Annotated in this window: 14 protein-coding genes; 9 read left to right on the forward strand and 5 right to left on the reverse strand. The window is 70.9% G+C overall.

Annotation, left to right across the window (positions count from 1 at the left end; all coding sequences use genetic code 11):
* Positions 1-132 precede the first annotated feature (132 nt).
* The gene (locus F0P95_RS01755; RefSeq protein WP_054667936.1) at positions 133-2,286 is read right to left on the reverse strand and encodes an adenosylcobalamin-dependent ribonucleoside-diphosphate reductase; all 2,154 of its coding nucleotides are present in this window, start codon (positions 2,284-2,286) and stop codon (positions 133-135) included.
* Between the two features lie 462 nt (positions 2,287-2,748).
* On the opposite strand from F0P95_RS01755, the gene F0P95_RS01760 reads away from it, so the two are divergent.
* The 9 genes from F0P95_RS01760 (at position 2,749) to F0P95_RS01800 (ending at position 10,639) form a co-directional block, all read left to right on the forward strand.
* Positions 2,749-4,173, forward strand: coding sequence for a Do family serine endopeptidase (locus F0P95_RS01760; RefSeq protein WP_182335457.1), 1,425 nt, complete (start codon positions 2,749-2,751; stop codon positions 4,171-4,173).
* A gap of 97 nt (positions 4,174-4,270) precedes the next feature.
* Positions 4,271-4,630: a hypothetical protein gene (locus tag F0P95_RS01765; protein WP_054667940.1), complete on the forward strand. Its 360-nt coding sequence runs from the start codon at positions 4,271-4,273 to the stop codon at positions 4,628-4,630.
* A 7-nt stretch (positions 4,631-4,637) separates the two neighbouring features.
* Complete coding sequence (locus F0P95_RS01770) at positions 4,638-5,135, forward strand: phage holin family protein (protein ID WP_182335458.1); 498 nt, start codon at positions 4,638-4,640, stop codon at positions 5,133-5,135.
* Positions 5,132-5,569, forward strand: a complete 438-nt coding sequence (locus tag F0P95_RS01775) for a protein sip-5 (RefSeq protein ID WP_182335459.1) — start codon at positions 5,132-5,134, stop codon at positions 5,567-5,569. Before F0P95_RS01770 ends, F0P95_RS01775 begins: the two co-directional genes overlap by 4 nt.
* 46 nt (positions 5,570-5,615) lie before the next feature.
* Positions 5,616-6,710, forward strand: a complete 1,095-nt coding sequence (locus F0P95_RS01780) for an AI-2E family transporter (protein ID WP_182335460.1) — start codon at positions 5,616-5,618, stop codon at positions 6,708-6,710.
* Between the two features lie 38 nt (positions 6,711-6,748).
* Positions 6,749-7,477 carry an HAD family hydrolase gene (locus tag F0P95_RS01785; RefSeq protein ID WP_182335461.1) on the forward strand — a complete coding sequence of 243 codons (729 nt, stop codon included), beginning with the start codon at positions 6,749-6,751 and terminating at the stop codon, positions 7,475-7,477.
* 13 nt (positions 7,478-7,490) lie between these two features.
* Positions 7,491-8,858 carry a leucyl aminopeptidase family protein gene (locus F0P95_RS01790; protein WP_182335462.1) on the forward strand — a complete coding sequence of 456 codons (1,368 nt, stop codon included), beginning with the start codon at positions 7,491-7,493 and terminating at the stop codon, positions 8,856-8,858.
* A 141-nt stretch (positions 8,859-8,999) separates the two neighbouring features.
* Positions 9,000-10,106 (forward strand): catalase family peroxidase, encoded by a 1,107-nt coding sequence (locus tag F0P95_RS01795; RefSeq protein WP_182335463.1) that lies wholly within the window; start codon positions 9,000-9,002, stop codon positions 10,104-10,106.
* On the forward strand, positions 10,103-10,639 hold the full coding sequence (locus F0P95_RS01800) for a cytochrome b (RefSeq protein WP_182335464.1): 537 nt from the start codon (positions 10,103-10,105) through the stop codon (positions 10,637-10,639). The genes F0P95_RS01795 and F0P95_RS01800 overlap by 4 nt, the downstream gene beginning before the upstream one ends.
* Before the next feature lie 16 nt (positions 10,640-10,655).
* On the opposite strand, the gene F0P95_RS01805 is transcribed toward F0P95_RS01800, so the two are convergent.
* From F0P95_RS01805 to F0P95_RS01820, 4 genes are read right to left on the reverse strand one after another with little or no spacing between them, the layout of a single operon-like run.
* Positions 10,656-11,258 (reverse strand): response regulator transcription factor, encoded by a 603-nt coding sequence (locus F0P95_RS01805; protein ID WP_054667956.1) that lies wholly within the window; start codon positions 11,256-11,258, stop codon positions 10,656-10,658.
* Positions 11,255-12,445 (reverse strand): sensor histidine kinase, encoded by a 1,191-nt coding sequence (locus F0P95_RS01810; protein WP_232528733.1) that lies wholly within the window; start codon positions 12,443-12,445, stop codon positions 11,255-11,257. The genes F0P95_RS01805 and F0P95_RS01810 overlap by 4 nt, the downstream gene beginning before the upstream one ends.
* Positions 12,446-12,481: 36 nt before the next feature.
* On the reverse strand, positions 12,482-13,270 hold the full coding sequence (locus tag F0P95_RS01815; RefSeq protein ID WP_232528734.1) for an ABC transporter permease: 789 nt from the start codon (positions 13,268-13,270) through the stop codon (positions 12,482-12,484).
* On the reverse strand, positions 13,270-14,196 hold the full coding sequence (locus tag F0P95_RS01820) for an ABC transporter ATP-binding protein (RefSeq protein WP_182335465.1): 927 nt from the start codon (positions 14,194-14,196) through the stop codon (positions 13,270-13,272). Before F0P95_RS01820 ends, F0P95_RS01815 begins: the two co-directional genes overlap by 1 nt.
* Positions 14,197-14,321 lie beyond the last annotated feature (125 nt).

A 14,321-nucleotide genomic window follows, 5' to 3' on the forward strand; every position in this document is an offset into this window, starting at 1 on the left:
CTAAGGGCATTGGATCGGTAACGTTGGCGATGCTGGGTTGAAGCCGGTGCAACACGGAGCAGCGCGACAGCCCGGTGGCGGCGGCCACCGTCGCCGCCCCGCGCTGCGACGGGACGGCGTGCGAAGGCGACTTCAGAACTTGCCGTAGTAGCCTTCCTTGAGGGCGTCGAACAGGTTGGCGGCGGTGTGCATTTCGCCGTCGTATTCGATCTGCTCGTTGCCCTTGACCTCCACCACCTGGCCGTCTTCCAGTTCGAAGCGGTAGGTGGTGTTCTCCAGGTCCGCTTCCTTGACCAGCACGCCCTGGAAGGCGGCCGGGTTGAAGCGGAACGTGGTGCAGCCCTTCAGGCCCTGCTGGTGGGCGTAGCGGTAGATGTCCTTGAACTGCTCGTACGGATAGTCGGTGGGGACGTTGGCGGTCTTGGAGATCGAGCTGTCCACCCACTTCTGCGCGGCGGCCTGCACGTCGACGTGCTCCTTCGGCGAGATGTCATCGGCGGCGATGAAGTAGTCCGGCAGGCGCGATTCGGCGTCCTCGGCGAACGGCATGGCCTTTGCGTTGACCAGTTCGCGGTAGGCCAGCAGTTCGAAGGAGAACACGTCCACCTTCTCCTTGCTCTTCTTGCCTTCGCGGATCACGTTGCGGCTGTAGTGGTGCGCGAACGAGGGCTCGATGCCGTTGGAGGCGTTGTTGGCCAGCGACAGGCTGATGGTGCCGGTCGGCGCGATGGAGCTGTGGTGGGTGAAGCGCGCGCCGGTCTCGGCCAGTTCGTCCACCAGTTCCGGGGCGACCGAGGCGATGCGCTGCATGTAGCGGCTGTAGCGCGCGTGCAGCACCTTGCCCTGGATCTTCTGGCCGACCTTCCAGCCGTCCTTGCGCATCTCCGGACGCTGCCGCAGCATCGCCGCGGTGACCTCGAAGGCCTCCTCCATGATCGGCGCCGGGCCCTTCTCGCGGGCCAGTTCCAGGCCGGTTTCCCAGCCGGCCACGGCCATGTCGCGGGCGATGGCCTCGGTGAACTCGCACGACTCCGGCGAACCGTACTTCATGCGCAGCATGGTCAGCGTGCTGCCCAGGCCGAGGAAGCCCATGCCGTGGCGGCGCTTGCGCATGATCTCGTTGCGCTGCTGTTCCAGCGGCAGGCCGTTGACCTCGACCACGTTGTCGAGCATGCGGGTGAACACGCGCACGACTTCCTTGTACTCGTCCCAGTCGAACGAGGCCTTGTCGGTGAACGGGTCGCGCACGAACTTGGTCAGGTTGACCGAGCCCAGCAGGCAGGCGCCGTAGGGCGGCAGCGGCTGCTCGCCGCAGGGGTTGGTGGCGCGGATGCTCTCGCACCACCAGTTGTTGTTCATCTCGTTGACGCGGTCGATCAGGATGAAGCCCGGCTCGGCGTAGTCGTACGTCGAGACCATGATCATGTCCCACAGGTGGCGGGCACGGATGTGGCCGTACACCTTGCAGGCCACCAGGCCGTCGTCGCGGACGATGTAGTTCTCGTGGGTCGGCCATTCGCGCCAGACCACTTCCTCGCCGCTGGCCGGATCCAGCTCGGCCTGCTCCTTGGTGTTGATCGGGAACACCAGCGGCCAGTCGGCGTCCTTGTCCACCGCCTCCATGAAGCCGTCGGTGATCAGCAGCGACAGGTTGAACTGGCGCAGGCGGCCGTCCTCGCGCTTGGCGCGGATGAAGTCCTTCACGTCCGGGTGCGACACGTCGAAGGTGCCCATCTGCGCGCCGCGGCGGCCACCGGCCGAGGACACGGTGAAGCACATCTTGTCGTAGATATCCATGAAGGACATCGGCCCGGAGGTGTAGGCGCCGGCGCCGGCGACGAACGCACCGCGCGGGCGCAGGGTGCTGAACTCGTAGCCGATGCCGCAGCCAGCCTTCAGGGTCAGGCCGGCTTCGTGGACCTTCTCCAGGATGCCATCCATCGAGTCGGTGATGGTGCCCGACACGGTGCAGTTGATGGTGCTGGTGGCCGGCTTGTGTTCCTGCGCGCCGGCGTTGGAGGTGATGCGGCCGGCCGGGATCGCGCCGCGGCGCAGCGCCCAGACGAAGCGCTCGTACCAGTAGGCACGCTTCTCGTCGCTGCCCTCGGCGTCGGCCAGGGCACGGGCCACGCGCTGGTAGGTGCCGTCGATATCGGCATCCAGCGCCTGCCCGGCCTTGGTCTTGAGGCGGTACTTCTTGTCCCAGATATCCTGCGAGGCGGGCTGCAGGGGGATAAGGTCCGATCGGGTTGGGTTGCTGACCACTTCCAGACGCACCGTGCTCATGATGGTGGGAACTCTCCTTGTGCACCTTGCGGTGCGTTTACCGTTTCCCCGGTCGGGCGGGGCTGCAACGACGACGATGCCGGCGCGTGGTCACGCGCCTGCGGGCGGGCGGGGATTGGTCCGGCGAGGGCCGGGGGTCTGCATCGCTTCCGTCGTCATTGCACGCCTTCCTATGGGGTGCCTGCACCCCGGGCCTCAACCCTACTTCTTGGGGACGCATTTCACATCAACCCAACATCTAGTGGCTGATGGCGATGCCAAGCTTACCCACCGCATGGGTGATGTCAAACGAAAAATCTGCCCCCGGGATCTTGCAATCCGCGCAGGGCTTGGCGTCCCTGCGATTGCGGCGCTGCGGAATGTTTCATTGTCGATTTAGGTCGCTGCCGCCACACTCCATTCAGCCACTCCCGCCCCACCCGGACGCCCCGCGCGGCGTCCCCGCATGGAACCCCGGCCCTTATGCGACCGCTCCCGACCCTGCTGACCCTCGCCCTGGCCGCCGCCTTCGGTGGCTTCACCGCCAGCGCCATCAACGCCCACCTGGACAACCGCGCCCAGGCGTCCACCGGTGCCATGCTGCCCGCCACCGCGGCGTTGCCGGCCTCCGTCGCCGGCCAGCCGGTGCCGTCGCTGGCGCCGATGCTGGAACGGGTGATGCCGGCGGTGGTCAGCGTCAACACCAAGCAGGTGGTGCGGGTGCGCAACCCGTTCTTCGACGACCCGTTCTTCCGCCGCCTGTTCCCGCAGGTACCGCAGGAGCGCATCAACGAATCGCTGGGCTCGGGCGTGATCATCGACGCGGCCAGGGGCTACGTGCTGACCAACCACCACGTGATCGAGAACGCCGACGACGTGCAGGTGACGCTGGCCGACGGGCGCACGGTCAAGGCCGAGTTCCTGGGTTCGGACCGCGACACCGACATCGCGCTGATCCGCATCCCCGCCGAGAAGCTCACCGCGCTGCCGCTGGGCGACAGCGACCAGCTGCGCACCGGCGACTTCGTGGTGGCCATCGGCAACCCGTTCGGCTTCAGCCAGACGGTGACCTCGGGCATCGTCTCGGCGGTGGGCCGCAGCGGCATCCGCGGGCTGGGCTACCAGAACTTCATCCAGACCGACGCCTCGATCAACCCGGGCAATTCCGGCGGCGCGCTGGTCAACCTGGCCGGCCAGCTGGTCGGCATCAACACCGCGAGCTTCAACCCGCAGGGCAGCATGGCCGGCAACATCGGCCTGGGCCTGGCCATTCCCTCCAACCTCGCCCGCGACGTGGTCGAGCAGCTGATCACCAAGGGCGTGGTGGTGCGCGGCACGCTGGGCGTGGAAACCCAGAACCTGAGCCCGCAGATCGCGCAGGGGCTGGGCCTGGCCGAAGCGCGCGGCGCGCTGGTCACGCGGGTGCTGGCCGGCTCGGCCGCGGCGGCCGCCGGGCTGCGCGCCGGCGACGTGGTCACCGCGATCAACGGCCAGCGCGTGGACAACGCCCAGGCGCTGCACAACTTCGAGGGCCTGCAGCCGGTGGGCCGGGTCGTCGAGCTCGACGTGCGCCGCGACGGCAAGCCGCTGCAGCTCAAGGCCACGCTCAAGGAGCAGCCGCGCGCGGTGACCGGTGATACGCTGGACCCGCGCCTGTCCGGCGCCACGTTCGTCGACCTGCCCGAATCGGCGCGCCAGTCCGGCCTCAACGGCGTCCTGGTCAGCGAGGTGGCGCGTGGCAGCCGCGCCGCGCAGTCCGGCCTGGCCGGTGGCGATATCGTGCTGGCCGCGAGCAGCGGCGAGTTCGTCGACCTGGCCAGCTGGCGTGCGAGCTTCAGCCCGCGCCCGCCGCAACTGGTGCTGCGCATCGTGCGCGGCACCACCCCGGGACAGCTGGTGATGCGATGATCGGCCGGCGCCCGTAACGTTCCTTACACCCCGTCGCTGGTATTGCTTTGCCTGCGCCCCACGCTGGCGTCCCCCCGAACCGAAGGAGACGAAGTCAATGAGCCCCACCAACACCGACACCATGAAGGACCACCTGGGCGACGCCGGATCGCACCTGAAGTCGGCCGCGCGCGCCGCCGGCTCGGCGGTCAAGGACGCGGCCGGCCTGGCCGGCGACGAACTGCGCCTGGGCAAGGCCAACGTCAAGGCCGAGCTGTCCGACAGCGCCCTGTCCGGGCTGGCCGCCGCCGAGCTGTCCGGCGCCGCCGCCAAGGAGCAGATGGACGCGCTGATGGACAAGGGCAAGGACCTGATCGACAGCGCCGCCGACCTGATCCGCGAGCGCCCGCTGGCCTCGTTCGGCGTGGCCTTCGCCGCCGGCTGGATCATCGCCAAGCTCGCCCGCAGCAACGACTGACGCGGGCGTGGGCGACAACGCGCCACCACCCGGCGCCACCGGAAACGGCAACGACGAGGCCGCCAACACGGCGCCGGGGCTGGAGGAGAGCATCCGCCAGGTCGGCAGCGCCGGCCGGCAGACGCTGGACTCGGCGACCCACACGCTGCGCTCGCTGCGGCGACTGGCCTCGGCCGATTTCGCCCTGGCCCGCAGCGCCTTCGGCCGCGGCCTGGCCTGGAGCGGCGTGGCCATCGTGTTCGGCGCCTCGGCGTGGCTGCTGCTGGCGGCCACGCTGATCGCCCTGCTGCATTCCCTGGGGTTGTCCTGGTTCGTGTCGCTGCTGGTCACCTCGCTGACCAGCCTGGCGGTCACCGGCTACGCGATCTGGCGGGTCACCTATTTCTTCCACCACACCGGCATGCACGCCACCCGCCGGCAGCTGTCGCGGCTGGGCCTGTTCGACGAACCGGCCGAGGACGACCCGGACGCCGACGTCGAGGTACCCGGGGAGCGGACACCATGAACTTCGAAGCCCTGCAGCGCCGCGTACGCCGCACCGAAGCCGTCGTGCAGGTGCGCATGGACGAAACCGTGCGGCAATGGGACATGCTGCAGGCGACCTGGCGCCGCAGCTGGACGCCCGGCCGCATCGTCATCGCCGGGCTGGCCGGCGGTTTCGTCGCCGGCAAGCTGGAACCCGGCGGCGCCTTCAGCGGCGCTCGCTGGCTGCAGATGATCGGCTCGGTCTCCGGGCTGGTGGCGTCGGCACAGGCCTCGATCGCCACCCTGCAGGAAGCCGGGCTGGCCGCGGCTGCCGCGGCAACCGCCGAGGCGGCCAGCGATGACGCCACGCACCCGGACGACCCGGCACCCGCGGCGCAGCCGGGGCATCCGCAACCGGCGCCCGGCATGCCGCCGCAGGCGGCCGCGGCCGCCACCGAACTGTCCGAACCCTGATCCGCGCGGCCAGCGGCCGCGCCCCTACCGCCCGGAGTGCCGCCCGATGTCCGCCCTGTCGCCCGACACGTCCACGGCCCCCGACCCGGCCCCACCCGCGCCGCGCCCGCGCGCGTCCACCGCCCTGCTGGTGCTGGCCACGCTGGCGGTGGGTGCGACGCTGTGGGCGGCGCAGGACGTGATCCTGCCGGTGCTGCTGGCGATGTTCTTCGCCCTGGTCGGCAACCCGATCATCCGCCTGCTGCAGAAACTGCGCCTGCCGCGCTTCCTGGCCGCGCTGCTGGTACTGGCACTGGGCCTGGCCAGCGCCGGCGCGCTGGCGGTGCAGTTGGCCGGACCGGCCGCCGACTGGTTCGCCGAGACGCCGCAGCAGCTGCGCGAGGTCTCGCGCAAGGTCCGCGACCTGGTGCGCCCGGTGCAGCAGGCCAACCAGGCCGCCGAGAGCTTCGCCCGCGCCGCCGGCGGCGAGGACAACCGCAAGGTGGAAGTGATCCGCACCCGCCTCGACGACCCGTACAAGGTGCTGGTGCGCACGCCGCGGCTGGCCGCCTCGGCACTGGCGGTGGTGCTGCTGACCCTGTTCTTCATGATCTACGGCGAAACCCTGCAGCGGCACGTGATCGCACTGCTGCCCAACCGCCAGCAGAAGCGCTTCACCACCGACATCCTGCGCGCGATGGAACGCGAGATCTCGCGCTACGTGCTGACCATCACCATCATCAATGCGCTGGTCGGGCTGGCCCTGGCCGGGGTGCTGGTGCTGCTGGGCATCGCCGCGCCCGAGGCGCTGCTGTGGGGCACGGTCGCCATGCTGCTGAACTTCGCGCCGTACGTGGGCCCGCTGATCGGCATCGGGCTGATGCTGCTGGTCGGCCTGACCCAGTTCCGCGAGCCGCTGGCGGTGGCGGCGCCGGCGCTGGCCTACCTGGCCCTGCACACGCTGGAGGGGCAGCTGGTCACGCCGATCGTGCTGGGCCGGCGCATGGCGATCTCGCCGTTGATGCTGGTGCTGGCGCTGATGCTGTTCGGCTGGCTGTGGGGCATCGTCGGGCTGTTGCTGGCGGTGCCGCTGCTGGTCTGCGCCAAGCTGGTACTGGCCCGGCTGGACGGTATGCAGGGCTGGGCCCGGCTGCTGGAATAGGCAAGGCGCCGCCCGCCGCGCTGCCGTAAAATGGGCCGGTGAACTTTCCTGTCCTAGCCATCACCCTCGACCTGGACGACACGCTGTGGCCGTTCGCTCCCATCGGCGCCCGCATCGACCAGGTGCTGCACGACTGGATGCGCGTCCACAGCCCGGCCACGGCGGCGATGTACCCGGTGGAAGCCATGCGCGAGCTGCGCGTGCGCACCTTCGACGACAACCCGCACCTGCACCATGACCTGAGCGCGCTGCGCCGGCTGACCCTGGCCGAGGCGCTGGAAAACAGCGGCGCCGGCCTGGATCTGCTGGAGCCGGCCTACGAGGCGTTCTACGCCGCGCGCAACCAGGTGGAGTTCTACCCCGACGCCCTGGACGCCCTGCGCCGCATCGCCGCGCGCGTGCCGGTTGCGGCGGTCAGCAACGGCAACGCCGACCTGCAGCGCATCGGCATCGGCGGCTTGTTCGCCTTCCAGCTGGGCTCGCGCGAATTCGGCGCGGCCAAGCCGGACCCCGGCATCTTCCACGCCGCCTGCGCGCGGCTGGGCGTGGACCATGCCCATGTCCTGCACGTCGGCGACCACGCCGAGATGGACGTGGCCGGGGCCATGCGCGCCGGCCTGCGCGGCTGCTGGATCAACCGCGACTCCCACCCCTGGACCCACGCCGGCCTGCAGCCGGACCTGCAGTTCGACACCCTCACCGGACTGGCCGACTGGCTGGACGGCAACGCACCGCTGCCGCCGCTCGCCGCCGGCCCCGGCGCCTGATACGAGACCTGCCATGACCCCCATCAACGCCTTCACCTCCGATTCCGCCGGTGCCCTGCCGCTGCACGTGCTCGACAAGGCGACCTTCGCTGCATGGCTTGACGCCCAGCCGGCCGCCACGCAGGCGTGGCTGAGGAGCCAGCAGTTCGCCGCCGCGCCCGGCAGCGTGGCGCTGCTGCCCGGGAGCGACGGACTGGCCGGCGCGGTGCTGGGCGTCGGCGACCGCGCCGATGCCCATGCCTACGCGCACGCCCCGTTCGCGCTGCCGGCCCGCAGCCGCTGGCAGCTGGCCAACACGCTCGATGCCGCCGAGCTCGCCAACCTGCACCTGGGCTGGGGCCTGGGCAGCTACCGCTTCGCCCGCTACCGCAAGCCGGCGCGGCTGCCGGCGCAGCTGGCCGCCACGCCGTCGCCGGAAGTGCTGGACGTGCTCGCCGCCTGCCTGCGCGTGCGCGACTGGGTCAACACCCCGACCGAGGACATGGGCCCGCAGCAGCTGGAAGACGCCGCGCGCGCACTGGCCGAAGCCCACGGCGGCACGCTGGAAGTGATCGCCGGCGACGAGCTGCTGGAGATGAATTTCCCCACCATCCATGCCGTCGGCCGCGCCTCGCACCGCGCACCGCGGCTGATCGTGCTGCGCTGGGGCGAGGAAACCGCCCCGCACCTGGCGCTGGTCGGCAAGGGCGTGTGCTTCGACACCGGCGGACTGGACCTGAAGCCGGCCGACGGCATGCGCAACATGAAGAAGGACATGGGCGGCGCCGCGCACGCGCTGGCGCTGGCCGGGCTGGTCATGGCCCGGCAGCTGCCGGTGCGGCTGACCCTGGTGGTGCCTGCGGTGGAGAACGCGGTCGGCCCCGATGCGTTCCGTCCGGGCGAGGTCATCACCACGCGCAAGGGCCTTACGGTGGAGATCGACAACACCGATGCCGAGGGCCGCCTGATCCTGTGCGACGCACTGGCATACGCCAGCGAGATGCAACCCGACGCGATCATCGATTTCGCCACCCTCACCGGTGCCGCGCGCATCGCCCTGGGGCCGGACCTGCCGGCGCTGTTCGCCAACGACGACACGCTCGCCCGGCAGTGGCTGGACGCCGGCGAACAGACCCGCGACCCGGTGTGGCGCATGCCGTTGTGGCGCCCCTACCAGCGCTACCTCAACAGTGGCATCGCCGACATGGCCAATGCCGGTTCGCGCATGGCCGGCAGCGTCACCGCCGCGCTGTACCTGGAACGCTTCGTCGACGAAGGCCGGACCTGGGCGCACCTGGACGTCTACGCCTGGAACGACAGCGACCGCCCGGGCCGCCCGGCCGGTGGCGAAGCGCTGGCGCTGCGCTCGGCGTGGGCGATGCTCAAGGCGCGTTACGGCTGAGGCCGGCATTGCCGGCCGGCACGGTCCGGCCGCTGCTGCCCGGGGCGGGGAAGATCTGACGAAAAATTGAATTTTTCCGGCAGCCCTGTTCTGCGACGATGTGCGGGCCCTTCCCATGCTCGACCCAGGCAGGACCGCGACATGCCACTGTTCCCCTACACCCGCGCCGGCCGCCCGCCGCCGGCCCCGCGCCGGCACACGCCGTTGCCCTGGATCGCGCTGATCGCGCTGATCCTGGGCGCCATCGCCCTGGCCTTTGCCTGGCTGGCCGGCTGGATCGGCCGCGAGCGGCTGACCGCGCAACGCTTCACCGACACCATCGAGGCGACCGGCGCGGCCCATCCCGGCTTCCGCCGCGCGCACAGCAAGGGCGTGTGCGTGAGCGGCTGGTTCGAACCCAGCGCGCAGGCGCCGTCGCTGTCGCGTGCGCGCGTGTTCGCGCAGCCGCGGGTGCCGGTGCTCGGCCGCCTGTCGATCGGTGGCGGCGACCCGCATGGCGCCGACGGCAATGCGCGGGTGCGCAGCATCGCCCTGCGCCTGGCCAGCGACGATGGCCAGGAATGGCGGATGGCGATGAACAGCTTCCCGTTCTTCGCGGTACCCACGCCCGAGGCCTTCTTCGAGCAGACCCGCGCGCAGGTGCCGGATCCGGCCACCGGCAAGCCCGACCCGGCGAAGATGGCCGCGGTGCTGGCGAAGTACCCCAGCGCGCAGGCGTTCCAACAGTGGGCGCGGACCGCGCCGTGGACCGACAGCTGGGCCAACACCACGTTCAACGGCATCAACAGCTTCTGGTTCACCAATGCGCAGGGCCAGAAGCGCGCGGTGCGCTGGCGCTGGCAGCCGCAGGTACCGGTGGTCGAGCTCGACGCCGCGGCACGCGGGCGCGTCGACGCGGATTTCCTCAGCCAGGACCTGCAGCGCCGGCTGGCTGCCGGCCCGTTGCGCTGGAACCTGGTGGTCAGCCTCGCCGGCCCCGGCGATGCGATCGACGATCCCTCGGTTCCCTGGCCGGCATCGCGCCCGGAAGTGATGGCCGGCGTGCTCAGCCTGGACCGCATGCAGTCGCAGGAACAGGGCGCCTGTGGCGAACTGAACTTCGATCCGCTGATCCTGCCCGACGGCATGCGCGGCAGCGATGACCCGGTGCTGGCGGCGCGCTCGGCGATCTATTCGCAGTCGTTCAACCGGCGCGAGCGCGAACGCGCCGCCGGCGCCCCGGCGCAGCCGCAGGAGGCCACGCGATGAGCACCGGCAACGGCCACTTCAACCTGCTGGCGCGGGTGCTGCACTGGTCCATGGCGGTGATGATCGTCGCCATGCTGTTCATCGGCGTGACCATGGTCGCCTCGCTGCACCTGCGGCCGCTGCTGATCGACCTGCACCGCCCGCTGGGCATCGCCATCGGCGTGCTGGCGCTGCTGCGCCTGTACAACCGGCTGCGCCACCGCCCGCCACCGCTGCCGGCCGACCTGCCGGCGTGGCAGGCACTGGCGGCACGGGCCTCGCACGCGATGCTGTACGCGCTGATGCTGGCGATGCCGCTGCTCGGCTGGGCCATGCTCTCGGCCGGCGGCTATCCCATCGTGCTGTGGGGCGGCGTGCACCTGCCGGCGATCGTGCCGCATACCCCGGCGCTGTACGCGGCGCTGCGTGGCGCGCATGGCCTGCTGGCCTACGTGCTGTTCGCCACCGTGCTGGCGCACGTCGGCGCGGCGCTGTTCCACCTGTGGGTGCGCCGCGACGGCGTGTTCCAGGCGATGGCGCGCGGCCGCGACTGAACGCACGCGGCCGCGGCTACAGCCAGCCTTTCTGCCGTGCCAGCCGGTGTGCCTCGATGCGGTTGGCCACGCCCAGCTTGCCGATGCACTCGGACAGGTAATTGCGCACGGTGCCGTGCGACAGGCCCAGCTGTTCGGCGATCTCGTTGGCCGAACGGCCCTCGCCGGCCAGCCGCAGCACCTGGCGCTCGCGGTCGTTGAGCGGATCGGCCTCCGACCAGGCCTCCACCGCCAGCTGCGGATCGATGGCGCGGCCGCCGCGATGCACCTGGCGCAGCGCATCGGCCAGCTTTTCCGCCGGTGCGTCCTTGAGCAGGTAGCCCTGCACGCCGGCATCCAGGGCACGGCGCAGGAAGCCGCCGCGGGCGAAGGTGGTGACGATCACCACCTTCACCGCCAGCCCGTGGCGCTGCACGCGCTGGGCCAGCTCCAACCCGGTCAGCCCCGGCATCTCGATGTCGGTCACCAGCACGTCCGGGCCCAGCCGCTGCAGCTCGCGCCACGCCGCCTCGCCATCGGCGGCGGTGCCCACCACCTCGAGGTCGGGCTCCAGGCCCAGCAGCGCCGACAACGCGCCGCGCACCATCGCCTGGTCCTCCGCCAGCAGGATGCGGATCATGCGCGCGCCTCCATCGCCGGCGGTCCCGGCATGTCGCTGACGGCCGGCACGGCCACGGCATCCCCGATCGGTACGGCCACCATCAGGCGGGTGCCGCCACCGCGCGGCGAATCGATGCGCAGGGTGCCGCCCAGCGCCGCCACCCGCTCGCGCATGCCGGCCAGGCCATTGCCGTTGGCCGATACGCCGCCACGGCCATTGTCGGTCACGTCCAGCAGCACCGTGCCGGCCTCGACCCGCAGCGCGATCATCGCCTCGCTGGCCTGCGCGTGGCGGGCGATGTTGGTGACCGCCTCGCGCAGCACCATCGCCAGCCCGCATTCGATCCAGGCCGGCATCGGTGGCGGCGGCGCATGCCGCAGGTGCACGTGCGAGGACTCCAGCAGCAGGTGCGCCGACGCCAGCTCGGCGGCCATGTCGGCGGCGCGGAAGCCGGTCACCGCGCTGCGCACCTGGGCCAGCGCATCGCGTGCGATCTGCTCGGCTTCGGCCAGCTCACGGCGCGAACGCGCCGGGTCGCGCTCGAACAGCTTGCGCGACAGCTCCATCTTCAGCGTGATCAGCGACAGCGTGTGCCCGAGCAGGTCGTGCAGGTCGCGGCCGATGCGCTCGCGTTCGGCCGTGGCCGCCAGCCGCCGCACCTCCTCGTGCGACAAGCGCAGCGCGGCGTCCTTCTCGCTGCTGGCGCGCTCGACGTTGACGATCAGGCCGATGATCACCGTCAGCGCCGGGATCCAGGCCACGACCTGCCATGGATAGCCGATCCACGCGGCCAGCGCGACGAAGCCGGTATTGAGCAGCGCCAGCTCCAGCAGGTACCGGCGCACGCTGATGCAGCGGTTGGAGCGCAGCATCACGCACCCGAACACGAAGTAGTTCATGCCCGATGGATAGCTGCGCAGCAGTGCCATCGACAGCACGATCATCGCCAGCGCGAACAGCGGTGCGTTGCGCCGCGACGCCACCAGGGTCATCACGAACAGAACGATGAACAGCGGATACGACCACAACGTGATCAGCGCCCAGTGCAGGGTGAAGCCCGCGCCGAACATCGGGGTAATGAACACCCACACCGTCCACAGCAGGTGCACGGCGTCGATCCAGGGCCATTTGCCGAGCTTGAGGTTGTCGGCCACCACCGAATCGGGGGCGGGCTTCAGCCAGGCGGGGATATGGCGGTGGTTCACGGGGCGGTTCCTGTCGCGCAGGCGTCGATCATGCCATCAGCCATGGCGGCGCAGGCGGCGCACGGCGATGGCCAGGACCCCTGCGGTGAACACGGCCAGCCACAGCACGTGCGGCCAGGCGCTGCCGGTATCGAAGCCGAGCGCCGACTGCGCCAGCGCATTGAGGTGGTAGCTGGGCCACAGCGGGGCCTGCGCGCGCACCAGCGGCGGCAGTATCTGCAGCGGGAACCACAACCCGGACAGGAACGCCATCGGCAGGTACAGCAGGTTGACCATGGCCGGCGCGCCATGGCCCTTGACCAGGGTGCCCAGCAGCAGCCCCAGTGCGCAGAACGGGATCGCGCCCAGGACGCAGACCAGGCCCAGCTGGAGCATCTGCGCGACCTGCAGCTGCACGTGCGCCAGGGCCAGCCCCAGCGCCTGCAGCACGGCACTGATCAGCGCGGCCATCAGCATCGCCATCACCATCTTGCCGGCCAGGTACGCGGCCGGCGGCATCGGCAGCGCGCGCTTGAGGGTGAGCAGGCCGTTGTCGCGTTCCAGCGCCAGCGACATGCCGAAGCCGAACAGGCCCGGCGCCATCACCCCGAAGGTGGAGTACGACGCCAGCAGGTAGCGCGGCGCCTCCGCCGGGCCGTGCCCGCCCAGCACCACCCCGAACATCACGAAGAACACCGCCGGGAACAGCAGCGTCGGCAGCAGGAACGACGGGCTGCGCAGGTAGCGCAGGCATTCGGCGCGTGTTTCCTGCAGGTAGGCGGTGAACACCCGGCCGCGCGGCATGGGCGCCAGCGCGCCGGTGAAGGAGGATTGCAGGGTATCCATCAGGCTGCCTCACGCGGGTCGAAGGAAGCGACGGCTTGGTCGCGGGTCAGGTCGCAGAATGCCTCGTCCAGGCCGGCGGCCTGCACTTCCAGGCCGGCCAGTGCCGGATCGGCCTCGAGCAGTCGCCGCACCACCATCTCCACCTGGTCGCTGGCGAGCTGCAGCCAGGCGCCGTCGCGGTGTACCTGGCGCACCCCCGGCCAGGCGGCCACCGCCGCGGGCTCCAGGGCGGAACGACAGCGCACCCGCCGGGTTTCCACCCGTGCGCGCAGCGCATCGACACTGCCGTCGCTGACGATGCGCCCGCGCACCAGCACGCAGACGCGGCCGGCCAGCTGGCCGGCCTCTTCGAGGTAGTGGGTGGTCAGCACCACCGCCACGCCCTCGCCGGCCAACGTGCGCACGGCGGCCCACAGCCGCTGCCGCGCCGGCAGGTCCAGGCCCACCGTGGGTTCGTCCAGGAACAGCAGGCGCGGGCGTCCACACAGGGCGATGGCGAACTGCACGCGCCGCTGCTGCCCGCCGGACAGCTTGCCGTAAGGCCGCCCGAGCAGATCCTCGATCCCCGCCAACGCCGCGCTCTCGGCCAGCGGACGCGGCGCCGGGTAGTAGCTGGCGGTCAGCCGCAGCAGCTCGCCGACCTTCAGCGTCGGCGGCAGCGCCGCGTCCTGCAGCATCACGCCGATGCCGCGACGTGGCGCCACCTGCTGCGGATCCTGCCCGAACAGGCGCACCTGGCCGGCGTCGGCGCGCAGCAGGCCGAGCAACAGGCCGATGATGGTGGTCTTGCCGGCGCCGTTGGGCCCAAGCAGGGCCAGCACCTGCCCGGCATGCAGGTCCAGATCCACGCCGTCCAGCGCCTGCAGCGCGCCATAGCGCTTGCGCACCCCGCGCAGGCTCGCCAGTACTTCACCGCTCGCGTCCATCCACTCGCCTCCCGTGATCGATGGCGCCACGGTATCCAGCCGCGTCGCGGTTCCGCAGTGGCGACGGTCAGGCCAGGCGGGTGACACCCGTCACCTGCGCGGTGGAAGCGCGCCACCTAGAATCG

Origin of the sequence: Stenotrophomonas acidaminiphila (genome assembly GCF_014109845.1) — a bacterium.
Taxonomy (GTDB): domain Bacteria; phylum Pseudomonadota; class Gammaproteobacteria; order Xanthomonadales; family Xanthomonadaceae; genus Stenotrophomonas; species Stenotrophomonas acidaminiphila.

Coding starts and splice junctions, on each gene's coding strand:
- F0P95_RS01820 (WP_182335465.1), bottom strand. CDS start 14,196: ATGGACGCGAGCGGTGAAGTACTGGCGAGCCTGCGCGGGGTGCGCAAG.
- F0P95_RS01775 (WP_182335459.1), top strand. CDS start 5,132: ATGAACTTCGAAGCCCTGCAGCGCCGCGTACGCCGCACCGAAGCCGTC.
- F0P95_RS01795 (WP_182335463.1), top strand. CDS start 9,000: ATGCCACTGTTCCCCTACACCCGCGCCGGCCGCCCGCCGCCGGCCCCG.
- F0P95_RS01755 (WP_054667936.1), bottom strand. CDS start 2,286: ATGAGCACGGTGCGTCTGGAAGTGGTCAGCAACCCAACCCGATCGGAC.
- F0P95_RS01780 (WP_182335460.1), top strand. CDS start 5,616: ATGTCCGCCCTGTCGCCCGACACGTCCACGGCCCCCGACCCGGCCCCA.
- F0P95_RS01765 (WP_054667940.1), top strand. CDS start 4,271: ATGAGCCCCACCAACACCGACACCATGAAGGACCACCTGGGCGACGCC.
- F0P95_RS01805 (WP_054667956.1), bottom strand. CDS start 11,258: ATGATCCGCATCCTGCTGGCGGAGGACCAGGCGATGGTGCGCGGCGCG.
- F0P95_RS01800 (WP_182335464.1), top strand. CDS start 10,103: ATGAGCACCGGCAACGGCCACTTCAACCTGCTGGCGCGGGTGCTGCAC.
- F0P95_RS01815 (WP_232528734.1), bottom strand. CDS start 13,270: ATGGATACCCTGCAATCCTCCTTCACCGGCGCGCTGGCGCCCATGCCG.
- F0P95_RS01760 (WP_182335457.1), top strand. CDS start 2,749: ATGCGACCGCTCCCGACCCTGCTGACCCTCGCCCTGGCCGCCGCCTTC.
- F0P95_RS01790 (WP_182335462.1), top strand. CDS start 7,491: ATGACCCCCATCAACGCCTTCACCTCCGATTCCGCCGGTGCCCTGCCG.